The sequence below is a fragment of the Rothia uropygioeca genome, from assembly GCF_004136585.1.
In the GTDB taxonomy this organism is placed as follows: domain Bacteria; phylum Actinomycetota; class Actinomycetes; order Actinomycetales; family Micrococcaceae; genus Rothia.
On the sequence record NZ_NOIR01000001.1, the window covers coordinates 461,148 to 479,440 of the forward strand.

15 protein-coding genes are annotated in these 18,293 nt (G+C 61.3%); 8 read left to right on the forward strand and 7 right to left on the reverse strand.

What is annotated here, in order from left to right; genetic code table 11:
* The first annotated feature begins 111 nt into the window (after nt 1-111).
* From EWR20_RS02005 to EWR20_RS02020, 4 genes are all read left to right on the forward strand, one after another.
* Entirely contained in the window at nt 112-1,335 is a 1,224-nt protein-coding gene (locus EWR20_RS02005; RefSeq protein WP_129358533.1) for a Gfo/Idh/MocA family protein, read from the forward strand.
* Nucleotides 1,336-1,337: 2 nt separating this feature from the next.
* Entirely contained in the window at nt 1,338-2,120 is a 783-nt protein-coding gene (locus EWR20_RS02010; protein WP_129358534.1) for an SDR family oxidoreductase, read from the forward strand.
* A gap of 27 nt (nt 2,121-2,147) precedes the next feature.
* Nucleotides 2,148-3,008 carry a TIM barrel protein gene (locus EWR20_RS02015; RefSeq protein ID WP_238147520.1) on the forward strand — a complete coding sequence of 287 codons (861 nt, stop codon included), beginning with the start codon at nt 2,148-2,150 and terminating at the stop codon, nt 3,006-3,008.
* A gap of 164 nt (nt 3,009-3,172) precedes the next feature.
* A complete protein-coding gene (locus tag EWR20_RS02020) occupies nt 3,173-3,388 on the forward strand; it encodes a Gfo/Idh/MocA family oxidoreductase (RefSeq protein WP_129358536.1) in 216 nt (71 codons plus the stop codon).
* Between the two features lie 7 nt (nt 3,389-3,395).
* Here the strand turns inward: EWR20_RS02020 and EWR20_RS02025 are convergent, their stop codons facing one another.
* The 4 genes from EWR20_RS02025 to EWR20_RS02040 form a co-directional block, all read right to left on the reverse strand.
* Nucleotides 3,396-4,211: a siderophore-interacting protein gene (locus tag EWR20_RS02025; protein WP_129358537.1), complete on the reverse strand. Its 816-nt coding sequence runs from the start codon at nt 4,209-4,211 to the stop codon at nt 3,396-3,398.
* 84 nt (nt 4,212-4,295) lie between these two features.
* Nucleotides 4,296-5,042: a sulfite exporter TauE/SafE family protein gene (locus tag EWR20_RS02030; protein ID WP_238147567.1), complete on the reverse strand. Its 747-nt coding sequence runs from the start codon at nt 5,040-5,042 to the stop codon at nt 4,296-4,298.
* 9 nt (nt 5,043-5,051) lie between these two features.
* Entirely contained in the window at nt 5,052-5,942 is an 891-nt protein-coding gene (gene iolB, locus EWR20_RS02035) for a 5-deoxy-glucuronate isomerase (RefSeq protein ID WP_129358539.1), read from the reverse strand.
* Nucleotides 5,943-5,990: 48 nt separating this feature from the next.
* The gene (locus EWR20_RS02040) at nt 5,991-6,728 is read right to left on the reverse strand and encodes a GntR family transcriptional regulator (RefSeq protein WP_129358540.1); all 738 of its coding nucleotides are present in this window, start codon (nt 6,726-6,728) and stop codon (nt 5,991-5,993) included.
* Between the two features lie 215 nt (nt 6,729-6,943).
* On the opposite strand from EWR20_RS02040, the gene EWR20_RS02045 reads away from it, so the two are divergent.
* The 4 genes from EWR20_RS02045 to EWR20_RS02060 all read left to right on the forward strand — a co-directional run bounded on the left by EWR20_RS02045 (nt 6,944) and on the right by EWR20_RS02060 (nt 13,107).
* Complete coding sequence (locus EWR20_RS02045; RefSeq protein ID WP_238147521.1) at nt 6,944-8,371, forward strand: sugar porter family MFS transporter; 1,428 nt, start codon at nt 6,944-6,946, stop codon at nt 8,369-8,371.
* Between the two features lie 111 nt (nt 8,372-8,482).
* On the forward strand, nt 8,483-9,094 hold the full coding sequence (locus tag EWR20_RS12730; protein WP_193553874.1) for a pyrimidine dimer DNA glycosylase/endonuclease V: 612 nt from the start codon (nt 8,483-8,485) through the stop codon (nt 9,092-9,094).
* Nucleotides 9,091-11,631 carry an EamA family transporter RarD gene (gene rarD, locus EWR20_RS13185; RefSeq protein ID WP_129358541.1) on the forward strand — a complete coding sequence of 847 codons (2,541 nt, stop codon included), beginning with the start codon at nt 9,091-9,093 and terminating at the stop codon, nt 11,629-11,631. Before EWR20_RS12730 ends, rarD begins: the two co-directional genes overlap by 4 nt.
* Nucleotides 11,632-11,793: 162 nt before the next feature.
* On the forward strand, nt 11,794-13,107 hold the full coding sequence (locus EWR20_RS02060) for an NRAMP family divalent metal transporter (RefSeq protein ID WP_129358542.1): 1,314 nt from the start codon (nt 11,794-11,796) through the stop codon (nt 13,105-13,107).
* Nucleotides 13,108-13,288: 181 nt separating this feature from the next.
* On the opposite strand, the gene EWR20_RS02065 is transcribed toward EWR20_RS02060, so the two are convergent.
* The 3 genes from EWR20_RS02065 to EWR20_RS12735 all read right to left on the reverse strand — a co-directional run bounded on the left by EWR20_RS02065 (nt 13,289) and on the right by EWR20_RS12735 (nt 18,200).
* Nucleotides 13,289-15,091 (reverse strand): acetyl/propionyl/methylcrotonyl-CoA carboxylase subunit alpha, encoded by a 1,803-nt coding sequence (locus EWR20_RS02065; RefSeq protein WP_129358543.1) that lies wholly within the window; start codon nt 15,089-15,091, stop codon nt 13,289-13,291.
* On the reverse strand, nt 15,076-16,794 hold the full coding sequence (locus EWR20_RS02070; protein ID WP_129358544.1) for a 5-oxoprolinase subunit B/C family protein: 1,719 nt from the start codon (nt 16,792-16,794) through the stop codon (nt 15,076-15,078). Before EWR20_RS02070 ends, EWR20_RS02065 begins: the two co-directional genes overlap by 16 nt.
* A gap of 155 nt (nt 16,795-16,949) precedes the next feature.
* A complete protein-coding gene (locus EWR20_RS12735; RefSeq protein WP_129358545.1) occupies nt 16,950-18,200 on the reverse strand; it encodes a hypothetical protein in 1,251 nt (416 codons plus the stop codon).
* Between the last annotated feature and the right edge of the window lie 93 nt (nt 18,201-18,293).

An 18,293-nucleotide genomic window follows, 5' to 3' on the forward strand; every position in this document is an offset into this window, starting at 1 on the left:
GAAGCCGCCCCTCCGATCATTTGTATTGACGTTAGAACAATTTGAAAAATAAGCTGAATCGATATGGACCGGTCCAATGCTCCGGTCGGACGATCTCAATGAGGAGAAATCATGGCAGAACAGCAAACCGTCGGAGTGGGGCTCATCAGCGTTGGTTGGATGGGCAAAGTCCATTCCCGGGCCTATGCCAACATTCCTGTCTTCTACCCGGAGCTGGGGATCAAACCTCGCTTGGTGATCGCCGCCGATACCGCCGAGGACCGTGCCGAATACGCTGTAGACGTCTTAGGCTTCGAGAAGGGAACCACGGACTATCACGAGGTCCTCAACAACCCTGACGTGGATGTCGTCTCGATCTGCGCCCCAAACTTCTTGCACGCTCAGATTGCCCAGGACGCCGCGGCCGCAGGAAAGGCTTTCTGGCTCGAAAAGCCCGCCGGACGATCGGCGGAGGAGACGCAAGCCATTTCCGACGCGGCGGATCGAGCCGGCGTGGTCAGCGCCGTGGGGTTCAACTACCGCAATGCGCCCGCCATCGAGTACGCGCGGCAGCTCGTGGCCGACGGCAAATTGGGGAGAATCACCAACATTCGCGGCGCATTCTTCGCCGACTACTCTGCGGACCCCAGAGGGGCCCTGTCATGGCGTTTCGTCCGCGATCTGGCGGGCTCGGGCGTCCTCGGGGACCTTATGGGACATCTGATCGATCTGACGCATTATGTGGTGGGGCCTGTTGAAGAGGTTACGGCCGCGACCTCGACGGTCTACTCCGAGCGCCCCGAACTTCCTATGGGCAGCGGAACCCATTTCGCGATTGTCGAGAACGGCGAGATGAAGCCCGTGGAGAACGAGGACTACGCTTCGATGATCGTCCGTTACGCCCAACCCGATTCCTCGGGTTCGGCATCGCCCGTCATCGGAACGCTGGAAGCCTCCCGAGTGGCCAACGGGCCGCGTGCCTCCTATGGCATCGAGGTCTACGGAACCGAAGGGTCTTTCCGCTGGGACTTCGAGCGCATGAATGAGCTCCAGCTCGCGCTCAACACCGCACCCCACGTTGGGTACACCACGGTCATGGCCGGCGCGGAATTCGGCGACTTCTCGGTCTTCCAACCGGGTGCCGGAACCCCCATGGGATATGACGACCTCAAGACCATCGAGGCCAAGAAATTCCTGCTCGCCTTCCTGGGACAGGACTCGCAGCACGCAGACATCAAGGACGGTCTGGCGGCCAACCGCGTGGTTTCCGCGGCGGAGAAATCAGCCGAAAGCGGCAGCTGGCAGAAAATCGACCAGGTCTCGAACACCAGCGCGCAGGGCCAAGGGAGGAAATAGTCATGCAAGATCTTTTGAAGGACAAAGTCGTTCTTGTCACGGGCGGTTCTCAAGGCCTGGGGCTCGCCATAGCGCAGGCCGCGGCTCGGGAAGGGGCGCGTGGCGTCGCAATCGTCGGGCGCAACGGGCAAAAACTGGCCGCCGCGGAGAAAGGCCTCGGCGAATTCGCTGCCGAGACCTTCGGGATCGTCGCGGATCTGGAAGTTCCTGGGGAGGCCGAGCGCGTTGTCGCAGAAACCGTCAAAAGGTTCGGCCAGATCGATTCCCTGGTCAACGCCGCGGGGGTCACCACGCGGGGGTCGCTGGAGGACACGAGCCGTGAGCTCCTCAGCCAGCACCTCGCGGTCAACCTCGTCGCACCGTTCATGACGATGCAGGCCGCGGTGTCCGACATGAAGGGCCGCGGGGAACCGGGAACCATCCTCAACATCCTCACGATGTCGATGCACGGCGGACAGCCCTACCTCGCGCCGTACGTAGCCTCCAAGGCCGGATTGGCCGCGGCGACCAAGAATGCCGCTTACTCCCACCGGTGGGACAGGATCCGGATCAATGGGCTGAACATCGGGTGGACGCAGACTCCGGGCGAAGAAGTCATCCAGAAAACCTTCCACGATGCTTCGGACTCTTGGCTTCAGGAGGCTTCCGCATCGCAACCCATGGGCAAATTGGGCCAACCCGACGAAATCGCGGACGCTGTGGTCTTCCTTCTTTCGGAACGCAGCGGCGTCGTCACGGGATCGATCATCGACTGGGATCAGATGATCCTGGGAACGCACGACTGAAACGTACCTCAAGGAAGAGGAATCATCATGACGAAATTGGCCGCCGCCCCCATCACCTGGGGCGTTATCGAGGTGCCGGACTGGGGAATTCAGCTCAAACCCGAGCAGGTCCTCCAGGACATGACGAGGCTCGGATTCTCGGCCACGGAATTCGGACCAGAAGGTTTCCTCCCGGACGATCCCGAAGGCCGTGCGAGGGTCTTGAGGCAGCACGGCCTCTCGGCCGTCGGGGGCTTCTTCCCTGCGGTTCTACACCGTGAAGACCGGGATCCGTTGCCGCAGATCCACAAAGAACTTGAAGCGTACGCGGCGGCAGGGGCCGACGTCATGGTCCTGTCTGCGAACTCCGGAGAGGCCGGGTACGACACTCGGCCGGACCTCAGCGACGCCGAGTGGGAGACTCTCCTCCGCAACCTCAACACCATCAATGAGGTAGCCGCTGCTGCGGGTGTCACCGCAACCCTGCATCCGCACATGGGCACCCTGATACAGACTCCCGAGGAAACCGATCGGGTTCTCGCCGGGTCGACCATTGGCCTCTGCGTGGACACCGGGCATTACACTCTTGCCGGCGGCGACCCGCTGGAGCTGGTTCGTGAGCACCCTCATCGGGTAGCCCACATCCACTTGAAGGACGTGGATCTTTCTGTGGCCAAGCAAGTCGCCGACGGAGAATTCGACTACCGAGAAGGATGCCGTCGCGGAATGTACCAGGCATTGGGCAAAGGCGACGCGAAGATCGCAGAAATCGTCAAGGGTCTTCAGGAGGCCAGTTACAAGGGGTGGTATGTGCTCGAGCAAGATACTGTTCTGGACACTGAAGAAGACGCCGCCAAAGCCCACGAGGATGCCCGTTACTCCGCCCAGTTCATCAAAGAACTGATCTGAGAGGGGGAATCCGATGACGCAGAAAATTCGCATCGGTCTGATCGGGACCGGACGTTAAGGACAGGGCCACTTCCAGAACCTGATCGCGGTATTCGTGGACGTGCCCCTTCGGATCTGGCGGGGCGCTCAACTCGTCCACGTCGCTGGCCACCCTGTCCAACGCGGTGTCGGTCGAGTCCAAGGCCACTTATCAGGAGTTTTTCCTGGAGCGGTACGCCGCGGCGTACCTTCTTGAAGTGGAAGAATTCGTGAAATGGATCAAGAGCGAGGAATCGCGAAGCCCCACGTACGAAGACGGGCGCGCCGCGTTGATCCTCGCCGACGCCGCTCAGAAATCAGCGGAAACCGGTCGGAAGGTCGATGTCGACCTGGACTCCTGATGAAGTCTCAGTCCTCGATCTTTCCAATCGGTTCGCGCTTTTCGGCCTGGAACTTGTCCTCGGTACGGCCGAAGGCCCAGTAACCGGAGATCGAGATCTGCTCGCGCGGGATCTCACGTTCCTTGAGGAGACGGCGCACCTGTTTGATCGATTCGCGCTCACCGTGGGCGAAGACTTCAACCTTGCCCTTGGGCCACTGTCGCTCGGTCATCAATTGCGCCAGGCGGTTCGGGTCGGCTCCGGCTCCTTCCTTGACGCTCCAAACGACTTCCAGACCGGCGGGAGCGGACAGCTCCTGCCGGTCCTCTTCATGATCGAGAACGATGAATGCGTAGCCCCGGGCCGTCTCGGGCAGGGCCTCGATGGCCGCGCCGATAGCGGGAAGCGCAGACGCATCTCCGGCGAAGAGATACCAATCGGCCGTCGGATCCGGGTTGTACTTGCCGCCCGGGCCCATCAACAGCAACTGGTCCCCCGGGGATGCGGAAGCGGCCCACGGGGCGGCGAGCCCTTCGGTCCCGTGGGTCACGAAATCGATGGTCAGCGTGCCGGCTTCGTCGTCCACGCTCCGCACGGTGTACGTGCGGGTTACGGGAACGTCCTCCGGGGGAAGCTTCTCCCGCATTTCCATCATGTCGAAGGGCGCGGTGAGATTCAGTTCGGGTTTCGCAAAGACCAACTTGACGTATTGATCGGTGCATCCGTTGTTCTGGAATGAAGCGAATCCTGAGCCACCCAGAATGAGCCGGACCATATTGGGGGTGAGTTGGCGGCGTTCGAGGACCTCGAGGACGGTTTGGGGTTTGCGTTTGGGGGCTGGCATAGGACTCCAATCCTCGGTTTGATTAGGCTTACCTCACTCTATCTTTCGATGGTGCATGGCCCAAAGGTCATGCCGCGAGCGGAATTATATTAAGAGGTAGGCGGCGCCCAGGATCGTCACCACGATCACAGCGAGGTCGAAGGTCTTCTGTCGAATCTTCTGGGCAGCCCATCGTCCGAAGAGGGCGCCTACGACCACACCGGGAACCAGAATTAGATCCATGATCAGCGTGTGCTCGGTGATGAGACCCAAGCCGATTGACACCGGGAGCTTGAGCACGTTCATGGTCGCAAAGAACCACGCGGCCGTGCCCAAGAAAGCATTGACGGGGAAGCGGGCCGCGAGGAAATACATGGACATGACGGGTCCGCCGGCATTGGCGACCATGGTCGTGAAACCGCCCAGGGATCCGTACCCGGTGGCCGCGCCCCAGGACGCGGGCACGGGGTCGTCCGTGATCCTTGCCCTTTTCTGACGCTGCCACAAGGTCAGTCCCATCAACATCAGCAGCAGTACGCCGATCACGCGGCGCACCACGGCGTCGCCTGCGAAAGCCAGGAAGACGCCACCGACGGCCAGACCGATCAGAACCGCAGGAATCATGCGGAGCAGGGTCGGCCAGTCGGCGTGTCGGCGGTAGGTCCACAAAGCGAATGCGTCACCGACGAGTAAGAGGACCAGTAGTGCTCCCGTGGATGGCTTCGCGGGCAGCACCGCCGCGAAGATTGCTACCGCGAGGGTGTTGATCCCCGGGAGCGCGGTCTTGGAGAATCCCACCAATACGGCCGCCAGGGCCAGCCCGATCCAAGCGAACCACGTCAATTCGGGCAGCACGGAGGCTTAGCCGCCGAAAGGCAAGCGCGAGTCAATATCCTGCTCTTCCCACTGCTGACGTACCCATCCGTGATGGGGGTCGTCGCTGATGAGCCACTTGCGGACCGGGCCGGGGCCGGCCATAACGTTCAGGTAGTACAGGTCGTAGCCAGGAGGGGCCATGGCCGGACCGTGCCAGCCGTAGGGGACCAACACCACGTCGCCAGTGCGAACCTCGGCATTGACGTCGATGGGACGGTCATCGGAGGCGTAGACGCGCTGATATCCGATCGAGTCGGTGGCTTCTTTCGGGGCATCCGGAGTCACTCGCGTCTCGAAGTAGTAGATCTCCTCGAGTTGGGTCTCGACGCCCTCCTTTTCTTCGTCATGCTTATGAGGAGGATACGATGACCAGTTGCCCGCAGGGGTCAGGACTTCGCAAACAATGAATCGGTCGGCCTCGAGGGAAGCGGGGGTCCCGAAATTCCGTACCTCCCGCGAGCAGTTGCCGGCACCGCGCAATTCGAGCGGGGCCTCGTCCTTGGTGATCAGACGAGTGGGGTACTCATTCTTGGCCGGTGCGGATGCGACGGCAAAGCGAACGCCCTGCGTCCCGGAGAGCTCTACGGCCTTGTTGGCTCCCGTGTACAGGACATCCGTGGGGCCGTGGAAAACGGATTCGCGGCCCGAGAGTTCATAGTTCTGACCGTCGACCACTGCGGTGACATCACCCGTCAGCGGGATGACGATGCGTTCTTCCGGAGCGGCATCCAATGAGATGGTCTCACCTGCGAATGTCGCGGTCTTGAGACCGGTATGCTCCCAGCCGTCGACCTTCTGTGTGGAATCATACGCACCGAGGGAAACATCCCAAGGGCCATCGGTTGCTTTGCCTGCGGGGTAAACCCAGTTTGTCATCGTTGCATCCTTTCGGAGAAGTGTTTCCGGACAGGTGAAGTCTCGTGATCAGGCGGAGAGGGTCATCTCGAAGGAATATGAATCCGCGCGATAGACGTGCCGACCGGTTTCAGCTCGTCTGCCGATATCGTCGGTTGCGGTCCGGGACATGGTTACCAGGGCTGATCCGGTGCTCGTCTTAAGCAGTTTGGCCTGCTCATTGGTGGCCACCGCAGCGCCGATCTTCTGCTGTGCGAGCCTGAAATTGATCCCTTGTTGGCGCAGAAGCGTGTACAGCCCGCGAGATTCGAGGCCATCGCGGCTGAGGTCCGCGATCTTGAGGGGTACCCAATTTTCCATGATCGCCAGTGGTGTGCCTGAACGGCTGCGCACGCGCTTGAAGTAATACACAGGATCTCCCGGCGCGAGGTTGAGCCGCTCGGCGACGTCGTCCGGGGCTTTGGTTTCCTCGAATTCCAGGACCTCGGTGGTGGGCTGGGCATGGTCATCACTCAGGTCCTCGTATAGCGAGGTCAATCCGACGGAGCGTCGAATCTCCGAGGCCACGACCTGCGTTCCAACGCCTCGTTTGCGAACCAGGAGCCCCGAGCGGACGAGCTCGTCCATGGCCTTGCGCACCGTGGGTCGGGACAGGTGAAGATCCTTGGCCAGGGAAAGCTCGTTGTCGAGCATGGTCCCGGGTGGAAGAACGCCCTCGGCGATGGCCGTCTCGATGCCGTGGACCAGCTGATGGTACAGCGGCACGGGTGATGAGCGGTCGATCGTGACGTCGATTGAGGCTGTCATGGGTAACTCCGTCGTTGGTTCCCTACCGTTGTTCTTTGTAAGGACAATAGGATTTAAGCGTAGCATGGCGGGTGCTCTTCGGGCCGAATGATCCAAGAACCCCGCGTTGACCAGGTCTGTTCTGTCATATAGGCGGGGTGGATGAGGCACGACATAGTGGCTTCGGCTAGAGATGAGAAGTCACCGCCGTATTTCAATGAGGAGGGTAAGCCGTCATGGCACCCAGTTCAGAATCGCAGGTTCGCCCCGAAATCAAAGCTCCGGATGCACCGGAGACGAAGCTGACAGGGAAAATGCGGGTGGCGGCCATGATCCTCACGGTGGGTGGGCTGCTTTTCGGTTATGACACAGGTGTCATCAACGGGGCCCTGCCATCCATGGCTGCCGATTTCGGTATGGACGAGAAGTACGAGGGCTTCGTGACCTCTGCCCTCCAATTCGGCGCGATCTTTGGTGCCGTTTTCGGCGGGCGCTTCTCCGACCGCCAGGGGAGGCACCGGACGGTGGTCGTGGTGGCCGCTCTCTTCACCTTCGGGGCGATTGGCTCGGTCCTGGCTCCGGCCTGGTGGATCCTGTCCCTCTTCCGGGTTGTCGTGGGTCTGGCCGTCGGCGGTGCATCCGTCACCGTTCCCGTTTACCTGGCGGAACTCGCTCCCACTCATCTGCGAGGGAGGGTCATTTCCCAGAACGAATTCATGGTGGTCTTCGGTCAGCTCCTGGCTTTCGGGTTCAACGCGGGCATCGCGGGTGTCGCCGATGCCGGGCAAGCCAATACGTGGCGGTGGATGCTTGCGATGTGCATTGTGCCGGCCATCATTCTGTGGGCAGGAATGATCGCCGTCCCGGAATCTCCCCGATGGTTGGCTCGTGGCGGGCGGATTGACGAAATGCTGGAAGTGCTTCGCGAAGTTCGCGAGCACACGTTCTCTTCGGACGAGCTCGAGGAAGTCAAAGAACTTGCCGCAAAGGACGAGCAGGCCGCGTCGGGGACCCTCGGTGATGTGTTCGCAACGCCGTGGATCCGGAGGATCCTGTTCATCGGCGTCGGAATGGCGGTCATCAACCAGATTTCCGGGATCAACGTGGTCCAGTACTACGGCGTCACCATTCTGACGGACGCCGGTTTCGTGGGGAACACTGCTTTCGTGGTGAACCTTCTGATCGGTCTTGCCGGGGTCGTCGGGGTCGGGGTGGCTCTGGTCATCATGCCGCACGTCCGGCGCAAACTCATGTTGAGTTCAGGACTGACCGGAACCATCGTCATGCTCTCCATTCTGGCAGCGACATCGATACTCATGAGCGACGATGCGTCCGCGAAGCGGTGGATCATATTGTTCTCGATCGTAGTCTTCGTGGGCATCTCCCAGTGCGCCATCGGCACGATGACCTGGTTGTACATGTCCGAAATCTTCCCCCTGACGGTTCGAGGCGTGGCGATGGGGATCAGTACGGGTGTCCAGTGGAGCGTGAACTTCTTGGTGGCCCTGCTCTTCCCGTTGCTCTCCGCGGCGCTCGGATTCGGCCCGACCATCGCGATGTTCGTCGTCCTGCAAATTCTGGCTCTCGTATGGGTCCGTCTCAAGGCCCCGGAGACCAAGGACAAGTCGCTCGAGCGGATCGAGATGGAGTTCCGCGAAGGATAACGTCAAACCACCGAAAACAAGCGCGACGCCCGGACTTGGAACGAGTAATGTGGGGCAGGCGACACCGGGGCAATTTCGGTCCCGGTCTTCGAACCGCCACAGGAGGTCTGCGTGAGGCTTTGGTCCCTCGACCCGTCCTACTTGGATGCCAAAGGACTCGTGGCCGCCTGGAGGGAAGCGCTGCTGGCCCAAAAAGTCCTGGCGGGGGCCACCCATGGTTACCGGCAACACCCCCAGCTCGTCCGCTTCCGGCAGGCCGATGACCCTCGAGCGGCGTTGTCCGCGTTTCTCAGAGGCATCCATAGAGAGGCTACGTCGCGCGGCTACACGTTCGACGTCGAAAAAATCGTCAAGGGACCGCTGCTTTCCGGGGAAACCGAACTTACCCAGCCCGGGCCGGACTGGGTCGAGCTGTCTGAACCTAGTGCCGAGGCGAGCCCCGGAGGAAATTCCGACGGAGAGGCCGAACCGGAGGTTTTGCAGCGAGCCCCGGGAAATACCCCGGTTTCCGACGGTTCCCGTACGGTTCCGACGATCCCCGTGACACAGGGCCAACTTGACTATGAGGCCGAGCTGCTGATGTTCAAATTGCGCATACGTGCCCCCAAACTCGTTGGACGCCTCGAATCCGACCTGCGAAATGCGACCCTCAAGAACCACCCCCTGTTCAGGGTTATCCCCGGCGATATCGAGCCGTGGGAGAAAGTGAGAGATGACCTATGACCACATTCGAACACAATGCGCACATCACTCATCCTCGATCCGCCGTGACCGAGTGGTACGGCAGGGCGGGAGCGGTAGTCAGGCTCACCCCGCCGTGGAACTCCAAGGTCCTGACCGAACCGACCCACGGACTCGAGGTCGGTTCGAAAACCGAATTGCTCATGGGGGTTCAATGGGCCGAAGGGCTGCTTCCCGGCAGCATACCGATCCGGCCAGGAACACGCTGGACGGCGGAACATACCGAGTACGTGCCGGGTGCGGGCTTCACGGACGAGATGAAGAGGGGTCCGCTCAAGTCCTGGAATCATCGGCACCAATTCACGGACGCGGAGCAGGGCCAGACGATGGTCTCCGACACCGTGAATTACGAATTGCCGGGTGGGCTGGAGAATCGTTTCAAATTCAGCGCCCATGTTTTCAACAAAGAGCTCGAGCGCGTCTTCGCATTCCGTACGGATCAGACGCAGGCGGATTTGGACTTCGCTTCCTACCTCGACGACCACCGTGAGAGCAAGGGCTCGGGCACCGAAAAGCTCAAAGTCGCGATCGCCGGTGCATCCGGGCTCGTCGGAACGCAGGTTTCGGCTCTTCTGCGCGCCGCGGGACATGAGGTCATCCACCTCAAACGCCGTCAGGGCTTCAGCGGAACCATCGGCGAGGGACAAATTGCTTGGGACCCGGAACAGCAAACCCTGGACCCTCAACATCTCGTGGGCCTGGATGCCGTCATCAACCTGGCCGGCACCGGAATTGCCGGACCTTTCACCGAGAAGCATCGTCGTGCGGTGCTCGAATCCCGTCTCAAGAGCACCGAGACCATCGTTGCCGCCATGCGGGAGGTCGCCGAAAGCGGCGGACCCAGGGTCCTGATCAACGCCTCGGCGAGCGGGTATTACGGGCATGAGGCCGACGTCGTCACAGAGACCGACGGTCCAGGGCAGGATTTCTTGGCCGATGTCTGCACCCAATGGGAAGCCGCCGCGCGGAAAGCCGAAGACTTCGGAACGCGTGTCGTCCTCGTCCGGACGGGTCTGGTGCTCAGCTCGTCAGGCGGGCTTCTGGCCGCTCAGCTGCCTCTGTACCTAGCGGGCGCCGGCGGTCCCCTTGGCGGGGGGAGAACAGTGGCAACCGTGGATCAGCCTGGAAGACCTCGCTCAGGTATACGCGTTCGCGGTAGCCGACCCCGAGGTATCCGGCCCGGTCAATGCCGCGGCTCCCCATCCGGTTCGGCAGAAGGAATTCGCCAAAACCTTGGCCTCGATTCTTCGGCGCCCGAGCATCGTACCCACGCCCAAGCAAGCGCCGGGACTGCTTCTTGGAAAGCAAGGGGCTCGCGAGCTCGCACTGAGTTCCGCCGCTCTGGTACCCCAGGCTCTGGAAAACCACGGGTACTCGTTCCGATTCGCAGAAATCGAACCGGCACTCCGGCACACATTGGGAAGGACCAATCGTTGACCCCAGCGCATGACTCCTCCGGCAGCGGCAGAGCATCGGATAGCCCTCCGGAGGGTTCGGACGTGAACTCTGCCGTGCCCAGGCAGGAGCCACCGACGATCACGGGTGCCTTGCCCGAGGTCATCGTCCCGGAAGAGTCGGCGGGTCGGAACCCGCGAAAAGACCTCAAGACCGGTTTCATTCTCGCTTTCATCTCGTACGGCCTCTGGGGCTTCCTTCCCCTGTACTTCGCCGCGATCAAGCCCACAGGCGCCTTCGAAATCTTGGGATGGCGCATCGTGTTCTCCTTGTGCCTGTGCGTACTGCTGGTAACCGCGACGCGATCGTGGGGGCGCGTGGCAGCTGCTTTCAAGGACCGGCGTGTGAACCTGACCTTGGGCATGGCCGGGGGCATTGTTTCCATCAACTGGCTGGTTTATATTTTTGCGACGACGACCGGGCACGTGCTCGAAGCTTCCCTCGGATACTTCATCAATCCGGTCGCGACGATCGTGCTCGGGGTATTTGTACTGCATGAGAAATTGCGCAGACTTCAATGGATCGCGGTGGGAATCAGTCTGGTCGCCATCGTTGTCCTCACGGTCGAATACGGGTCGCTTCCGTGGATGTCCCTGTTGATCGCGGGCAGTTTTGCGCTGTACGGCTTGGTCAAGAAGAACGTCGGTGGACGCGTCGACTCGTTGACGGGTCTGACCTTCGAAACGGCGTGGTTGTTCATTCCCTCGGTCATCGTGCTGGCGCTGGTCGGAACGGTGGGCGGTGGTCTTGCTTTCGGCCAGATCGGCCTCCTCAAAACCGCATTGCTCGTGGGCACCGGATTCATCACCCTGATCCCGCTCCTGACTTTCGCGGGTGCTGCTACTCGTTTGCCCCTGTCATATGTGGGAATGGTGCAGTATTTCACCCCCATCATGCAGTTTCTGGCCGGGTACCTGCTCCTCGGGGAGGAGATGTCAACGGGCCGATGGATCGGGTTTGCCATCGTCTGGCTCGCGATTCTCGTCCTGATCATCGACGCCATTCGTGCTGCCCGTTCCTACCGCATCGCTCTGAGAAAGGCCCGCTCGCAGCAGGCCACTTGACCCGAAAATTGCCATGAGGAACCTCGTAGAATCTCCTGGCATGGGAGCTTCTCGTGGCCCTGGTGCCAAGGTCGGATCGATGTGCTGTAGCTAACGAACTCTCTGGTACTATTTCGTCGCTGGTTCAGCTCGGTCCAGCGTTTCCGCCCTTGAGAGGCTCACATGACAGACAACAGCCCTTCCCGGGAAAAGCCCGATCTGCCCTGGGCAAACTCTTCAGGGCACGCGGAAGAGGGGCGCCCGGAGACGGCCGCAGGCGACGCCGTCGTCAAAAGCAAGCTGCCCCATGCCGAGTCGAAGCGTTCCATCTTGCTGGGCGCGTTGTTTCTCATGGCGACATCGGCGATCGGCCCGGGATTCATCACGCAGACGGCGACCTTCACGGTCAAGATGGGTGCCGCCTTCGCTTTCGCGATCTTCCTGTCGATTCTCGTTGATATCGCCGTTCAACTGAATGTGTGGCGTGTGATCGGCGTCAGCGGTCTGCGGGCCAGCGAACTCGGCAACAGAATTCTGCCGGGTGTGGGCATTCTTCTGGGCGTTTTCGTGGTTTTCGGCGGCTTCGTGTTCAACGTCGGCAACGTTGCCGGCGGAGGACTCGGCATCAACGCGATGACGGGGCTGGACTCCACCTGGGGAGGTATCATTACGGCCGTATTGGCGGTCCTCGTGTTCTTGTCGAAGAAAGCCGGAGTGGCCTTGGACAAGATCGTGGTCGTGCTCGGGGTCCTGATGATCCTGATTACCGGATATGTCGCGGTGGTGTCGGGACCGCCCATCGGCGATGCCCTGCGCCAGACCGTTTTCCCGGACAACGTCGATCTGGCCGTGATCACGACCTTGATCGGCGGAACCGTGGGTGGCTACATCACCTACGCCGGCGCACACCGCATGATCGACGCCGGCGTCTCCGGAGTCGACGACGTCAAATCCATCTCCAATGCGTCCATCACCTCGATCGTGGTCACCGGCGTGATGCGCTACCTTCTTTTCCTCGCGATCCTCGGTGTTGTCGCCGGAGGCGTGACGCTGACCAGTTCCAACCTCGCGGCGGAGGCATTTCAGCACGCAGCGGGCGAAATCGGGCTGCGTCTCTTCGGCGTGATCCTGTGGGCCGCATCGATTTCGTCGGTGATTGGCGCCGCTTATACATCCGTATCCTTCATGACCACACGGAACACCAAGACTTGGGTCCGCAACGTGCTGACGGTCGGCATGATCGTGCTCTCCACGGTCGTTTTCTTCTCCTTGGGCAAGGCACCAGGAACGTTGTTGGTCATCGCCGGTACTATCAACGGTCTGATCCTCCCTCTGGGGTTCACCGTGATCTTGATCGTCGCGATTTTCCGCCGAGATTTGCTGAGCGGTTACAAATACCCGAAGTGGCTGATCGTCGTGGGCGTGCTGGTGTGGCTGTTGACCTTGTACTTGGGAGCCAGCGCCGTGGGTCAGCTTTCAACCTTGTGGAACGGTTAGCACGTTTAAACCTCCCGGTGGCCAAGGGTCTACGATGCGGCATCAACCAGGGCCGCACTTGTGCTCAACGCTCTTGAATCGCCGCGGAGGGGCAGCTCCTTCCCAACGATTCACGCGCGCGAGTGGCCTTCGCGGAGCGACGTCGCGTCCCTGACCACCGCACCTCGTGGCCCGGTGGTAGTCAGTTTGCTGTTTCGATTCGACCCAAGATCATTCCGGCCGATAGCTTCTGTCCCGGTTCCACGGGCTCCCGGCGAAAGACACCGGCCGCCGGAGATTCCATCGGCATCTCCGTTTTCATGGCCTCCACTATCGCCAACGTCTGCCCTTCCTCTACGGTCGCGGAATCTTCCGCCTCCCATCGAACCAATGAGCCGCTGAGAGTTGCGGTGACCTCGACGTCGCTCGACTCCGGCGCGTCCGTCTGGACGACGCTGGCTCCTGAGAACTGGACGCCTCCGAGACCATCAGCGAGTCCAGCGCCGATTTTCGCGAGTGCTTCGGCAGGGAAACGAACTTTGGTCAGCCGGCCTTCGATTTCGACCCCCGCCGTGACGGAGGCCGTGGCGTCGGAAACGGACCCACCGAATAGCGTCCTGTCCGCATAGCGCGGAGCGCAGTAGCCGCCGTCGGATTCCAGGAGCGGAGTCAGAACGTCCTCGATCCAGGTCGTGTAGACGCTGAAGGGAGAGGATGTGAAGTCCTCGTGCCCGAGGACGGCACGGTGGAATGGAAGAGTGGTCGAGACTCCACTGAGCATCAATTCGGCCAGGGCACGACGGGCTCGAGCCAGGGCGGCATCGCGAGTCGAGCCGGTCACGATGAGTTTGGCCAAAAGAGAATCGAAATCCCCGGCAACCTCGGAACCCGTGATGACACCTGCATCCCATCGAATTCCGGGGCCCGTGGGAACCGTGATCCCTGTTATCGTGCCGCCGGCAGGGAGGAAACCCCGTCCGGGATCTTCCGCATTAATGCGGAACTCGATGGAGTGTCCATGTGCTTTTGGGGCGCTCTCAAAAGGAAGGCGTTCGCCGGCGGCGACGTCGAGCTGCATGCCTACGAGGTCGACGCCGAACGTCTCTTCCGTAACGGGGTGCTCGACCTGGATACGGGTATTGACCTCGAGAAAAGAGATCAGTCCGTCCGCGCCGACCAGGAACTCCACCGTCCCCGCATTGACGTAACCGGCCTCACGAAAGATCGCGGCGGATGCCTCCTCGATATTTTTCAGCTGTTCGTCGCTCAGGAACGGCGCCGGTGCTTCCTCCACTAGTTTCTGGTTGCGGCGCTGCAGAGAACAATCGCGGGTTCCCACCACGACGACTCCTCCGTGCGCATCGGCGATTACCTGCGCCTCGACGTGGCGAGGCTTCTCGAGGAAGCGCTCGACGAAGCATTCGCTCCGGCCGAATGCGCTGTGGGCTTCGCGAGCGGCGGCTTCGAAGGCCGATTCGACCTGGTCGAGGTCTCGGACCACGCGCATACCGCGACCGCCGCCACCGTGTGCGGCTTTGATGATGATTGGCAACCCGTGCTCTTCGGCGAAGTCCCGAGCTTCGTGGGCGTTCGCCAACGGCCCGTCTGTCCCGGGAGCCAACGGTGCTCCGGCGGTCGTCGCGATGGAGCGGGCCTGAATCTTGTCGCCGAGGGCCTCAATCGTTTCGGCAGTGGGGCCTATCCACGTCAAGCCCGCGCTGACCACGGCTCGCGCGAAATCTGCAGACTCGGCCAGAAAGCCGTACCCGGGGTGGACATCCGTGGCCCCGGAACGTTGCGCTATGTCGACGAGTTTTTCGATATTGAGGTAGGTTTCTGCGGGAGCGTTGCCTTCGAGCGCGTAGGCCTCGTCGGCGAGGTGGACGTGGAGGGATTCTGCGTCGGAAGCGGCGTAGACGGCAACGGTGCCGATGCCGCGTTCTGCGCACGCGTGGATCACACGCACCGCTATTTCCGAACGGTTGGCAATCAGGACTTTGCGCATGTGGTTTCTCCGGGGTGTGTGGTGTTTGGAATGGGCTCTTCGGCGGCGTCGAAAACGAGGCGGATCAGTGTGCCTGGCGGCGACTGTGCAAGGAGGCGCAAGTATTCCGGTTCAACGACTCCGATCACCGGATAACCACCGGTTACGGGGTGGTCGGCCATGAAGACCACGGGGTTTCCGCTGGGCGGCACTTGGATGGCTCCGGCGACGATGCCTTCGCTGGGCAATTCGCGACCTTGGGCCTTTGTCGTGCGGGTCAGCGGAGAGGGAAGCGGATCCTCATCGGGCTCCTCGGCGGGCCTCGCAAGGCGCACGCCTACCCGGTTGCTTTCTTCGGTGACCGCCCAAACGGTCCGTGAGGTCTCGCGCACGGACTCAGAAGTGAACCAGTCGATTCGTGGGCCGGGAGAAACCCGAATGTCCGTGACCTCATGGGGAGGGGGTAATTCCGCCCCGCCTCCGGTCAACTCGACGGCACGCCGGGGCTCGGGCCCAATGCGGACGACGGCGTTCTTGACCATCTGGGCGGGCCCCAACTTGGCCAGGGTATCCGTGGCAGTACTCCCGAGGACTGAATCCACGCGGATTCCTCCGCGTACAGCCAGGTAGATCCGCAGCCCACGCACGGCCGGGCCGATGGCGAGCCGTTGGCCCGACAGCAAGGCGAAGGGCCGGTTCCGAGGAACCCGGAAACTGGTGCCGTCTGTCTGGACGGTCAGCTCGGCTTCTGCGCCGGTGACGGCGAGGACGGTATCCATCAGCGCAGTTGCTGCCAGGCCCCCGGCGGTGTTCTCGAGGACGCTTGCTTCAGGTTCGTTGCCCACGAGCCGATTCGCGGATTGGGCGGCTACGGCGTCGGCCCAGCCGGAAGGGCTCACGCCCCAGTCCGTATGTCCCTCTCGACCCCGATCTTGAACCATGGTCGCGAGTCCTGGGGCGTCGATGCGAAGCGCTTCGACCGTGTCCTGAACAGGGTCCGTCCTCTCCGCTGAAGCTTCTTTCGCCTGCTGGCCGGTTCTCCCGGGTGCCGACTTCTTTTCTTGTAATTCCACCGAATCCCGCGCGGGCAAGAATCGGACCACGGTTCCCGGCGTAATCAAGGCGGGAACCTCCTGATCGAGGTCCCACACGGGAGCGTTCGTCGTGCCGATCAGTTGCCAACCGCCGGGTGAAGCGCTGGGATATACCGCGGAAAATTCGCCGGCCAGAGCGACGGAACCCGCAGGAACCTTAGTCCGTGGGTTGTCCCGCCTAGGGACCGTAAGATCGGTTGTTGGCTGACGGCCGACCCCGACGAGGTACGCGAAGCCGGGGGAAAAACCGGAGAAGGCCGCCGTCCACGTCGTCGCCGTATGGCGAGCGACGACTTCATCGGTGGAAGTGCCGAGGTGAGCCGCGACGTCCTCCAGATCCTCTCCGTCGTAGCGGACGGGTATTTCGACCTCACGCGCCTGGGAAGAGCTGCCGTGGCGGCCGATCATGGTGGACAACTCGATTGCCAACTCGCGTGCCGTGGCAGGGCGCAGGGGCGAACGAAAGCGAGCAAGGAGGGTCGTGGCCGCCGGAACCAATTCGAGTTGATCCGGCAATGGATTCTCCGTCAGCGCGGTGTGGAGGGCCAGGACGTCGTCGATCCCACCGCAATCGATCAAAAGCGCGGAGCGACCTGCACGCTGCACCTGCCGGCGGTTGTGGTCTGGCATCGCGGCTCCTGTCGTTTCTTCGCCTTCACTCGTCCCATGGTAATCAAGCCGAAAACCTTCCCGACGCTTGTCCACAGGCGATCGGCCGCCGCCCCCCCAGAATCAATCCGGAGCGGCCGATCGTAAAAGAGAAATTCTTAGGCCCTACTCACCGACTATTTGAAAGACATTTTCCATTGTGCTTTCGTGTCCGTCACCTTGACCTGGACCAGAACATTGGCCTCATCTTTGGTCGCGTCGGGGAAATTCACATTGGCCTTGTTGCCCTTGGTGACGTTTTCGTGGAATACCGAATCCCCCTTGAGATCGTATGCTTCCACCTCGAAGGAATCATCGCCCAGGTTCTCGAAGGTCGCGGACTTCTTGGGTCCTTGGTACACGAATGCGACGGTTCCGTTGCTCTGCATCGTCTTGTCACCTTCCGACTTGATGGCATTGCCGTCGTAGACCTTGATCTCCCATTTTCCGTCCGTGGCATCGACGTTGAATCCCTTGGGATTTCCGTAAAGGCCATCCATATCTATCCAGCTGGAACCGGAGGTCTCGTCGATGTCATTGGCGTACAGCCCGGCGTCCTCGCCCTTGTCATCGAGTCCCCACAAGGCGAAGTTCGAATCACCCTGGTACCAGTACTCGACGTAGTAGACCTGTCCATCCTCGAGCTTGTCCGTTTTGACCTTCTGAGAGCCTTCCCCGGTGAACTCGACGACGGGGTCGGCGTCATTGGCCGGAATGTTGGCCTGCTCGGGGCGCATTCCCGACGGCCCGTCGCCCGAAGCGGAAGCTTCCGGAGAGCTGTTCGCGCTGTCGGAGGCATTGCCGGATTCCGACGCAGAACTCGATGTCGCCGCTTTCGAATCCCCCGAATCCTGCGTGTTACCGAATACCCCTGTCAGCGCGAGAACCAAACCTATGACCAGGATGAGAAGAATAGCGCCGATGATCGAGAGAATACCGGCCGAGGTCGCAAAGAAATTTTTTTTGCGAGGAGGCTGATTCCGCGGATTGCCGTTCCATCCGCTTCCTTGCGGAGGCGGATTTTCCTGCCCCTGATGCCCCCAACCGTCGGGTTGCTGCTGTTGATACTGACGTGTGGGGGCCGGTCCCTCAGTCTGAGAATTCTCTGCGCGGCTGGCCTGCGAGGAGCCCCAGCCGTTCTGCCAGGAATCGGGAGCTTCATCGCCCGGCTGCTCCTCGTGCGGTTGTGGTGCCTGCTGCGGTTCGTCAGGGATGAACGATGGGTCTTCGGGGTGCGCCGAAGGGACAGGGTTGCCATTCTCATCGGTCCAGAAAAACCATCCTTGCGGGGCCGGTCCCCAACTGGGATCCGGACGCCATCCTGGATCCGGGGACCAACCTTCCGGAGGCTGCGGCCAATGGGGCGGAGGGTTGAATCGAAGTGCCATGAGGACGATTCCTTAGTAAAATTATGTGATTGACGATTCAAGTGTGACACGAAGTTTCAAAGTTTGCTGATAATTCGGTCGCCGAAACGTGGG

Excerpts from the sequence above, each read along its gene's own strand:
- EWR20_RS02005 (WP_129358533.1), top strand. The coding sequence starts at position 112 with ATGGCAGAACAGCAAACCGTCGGAGTGGGGCTCATCAGCGTTGGTTGG.
- EWR20_RS02010 (WP_129358534.1), top strand. The coding sequence starts at position 1,338 with ATGCAAGATCTTTTGAAGGACAAAGTCGTTCTTGTCACGGGCGGTTCT.
- EWR20_RS02015 (WP_238147520.1), top strand. The coding sequence starts at position 2,148 with ATGACGAAATTGGCCGCCGCCCCCATCACCTGGGGCGTTATCGAGGTG.
- EWR20_RS02025 (WP_129358537.1), bottom strand. The coding sequence starts at position 4,211 with ATGCCAGCCCCCAAACGCAAACCCCAAACCGTCCTCGAGGTCCTCGAA.
- iolB (WP_129358539.1), bottom strand. The coding sequence starts at position 5,942 with ATGACAAACTGGGTTTACCCCGCAGGCAAAGCAACCGATGGCCCTTGG.
- EWR20_RS02040 (WP_129358540.1), bottom strand. The coding sequence starts at position 6,728 with ATGACAGCCTCAATCGACGTCACGATCGACCGCTCATCACCCGTGCCG.
- EWR20_RS02045 (WP_238147521.1), top strand. The coding sequence starts at position 6,944 with ATGGCACCCAGTTCAGAATCGCAGGTTCGCCCCGAAATCAAAGCTCCG.
- rarD (WP_129358541.1), top strand. The coding sequence starts at position 9,091 with ATGACCACATTCGAACACAATGCGCACATCACTCATCCTCGATCCGCC.
- EWR20_RS02060 (WP_129358542.1), top strand. The coding sequence starts at position 11,794 with ATGACAGACAACAGCCCTTCCCGGGAAAAGCCCGATCTGCCCTGGGCA.
- EWR20_RS02065 (WP_129358543.1), bottom strand. The coding sequence starts at position 15,091 with ATGCGCAAAGTCCTGATTGCCAACCGTTCGGAAATAGCGGTGCGTGTG.
- EWR20_RS02070 (WP_129358544.1), bottom strand. The coding sequence starts at position 16,794 with ATGCCAGACCACAACCGCCGGCAGGTGCAGCGTGCAGGTCGCTCCGCG.
- EWR20_RS12735 (WP_129358545.1), bottom strand. The coding sequence starts at position 18,200 with ATGGCACTTCGATTCAACCCTCCGCCCCATTGGCCGCAGCCTCCGGAA.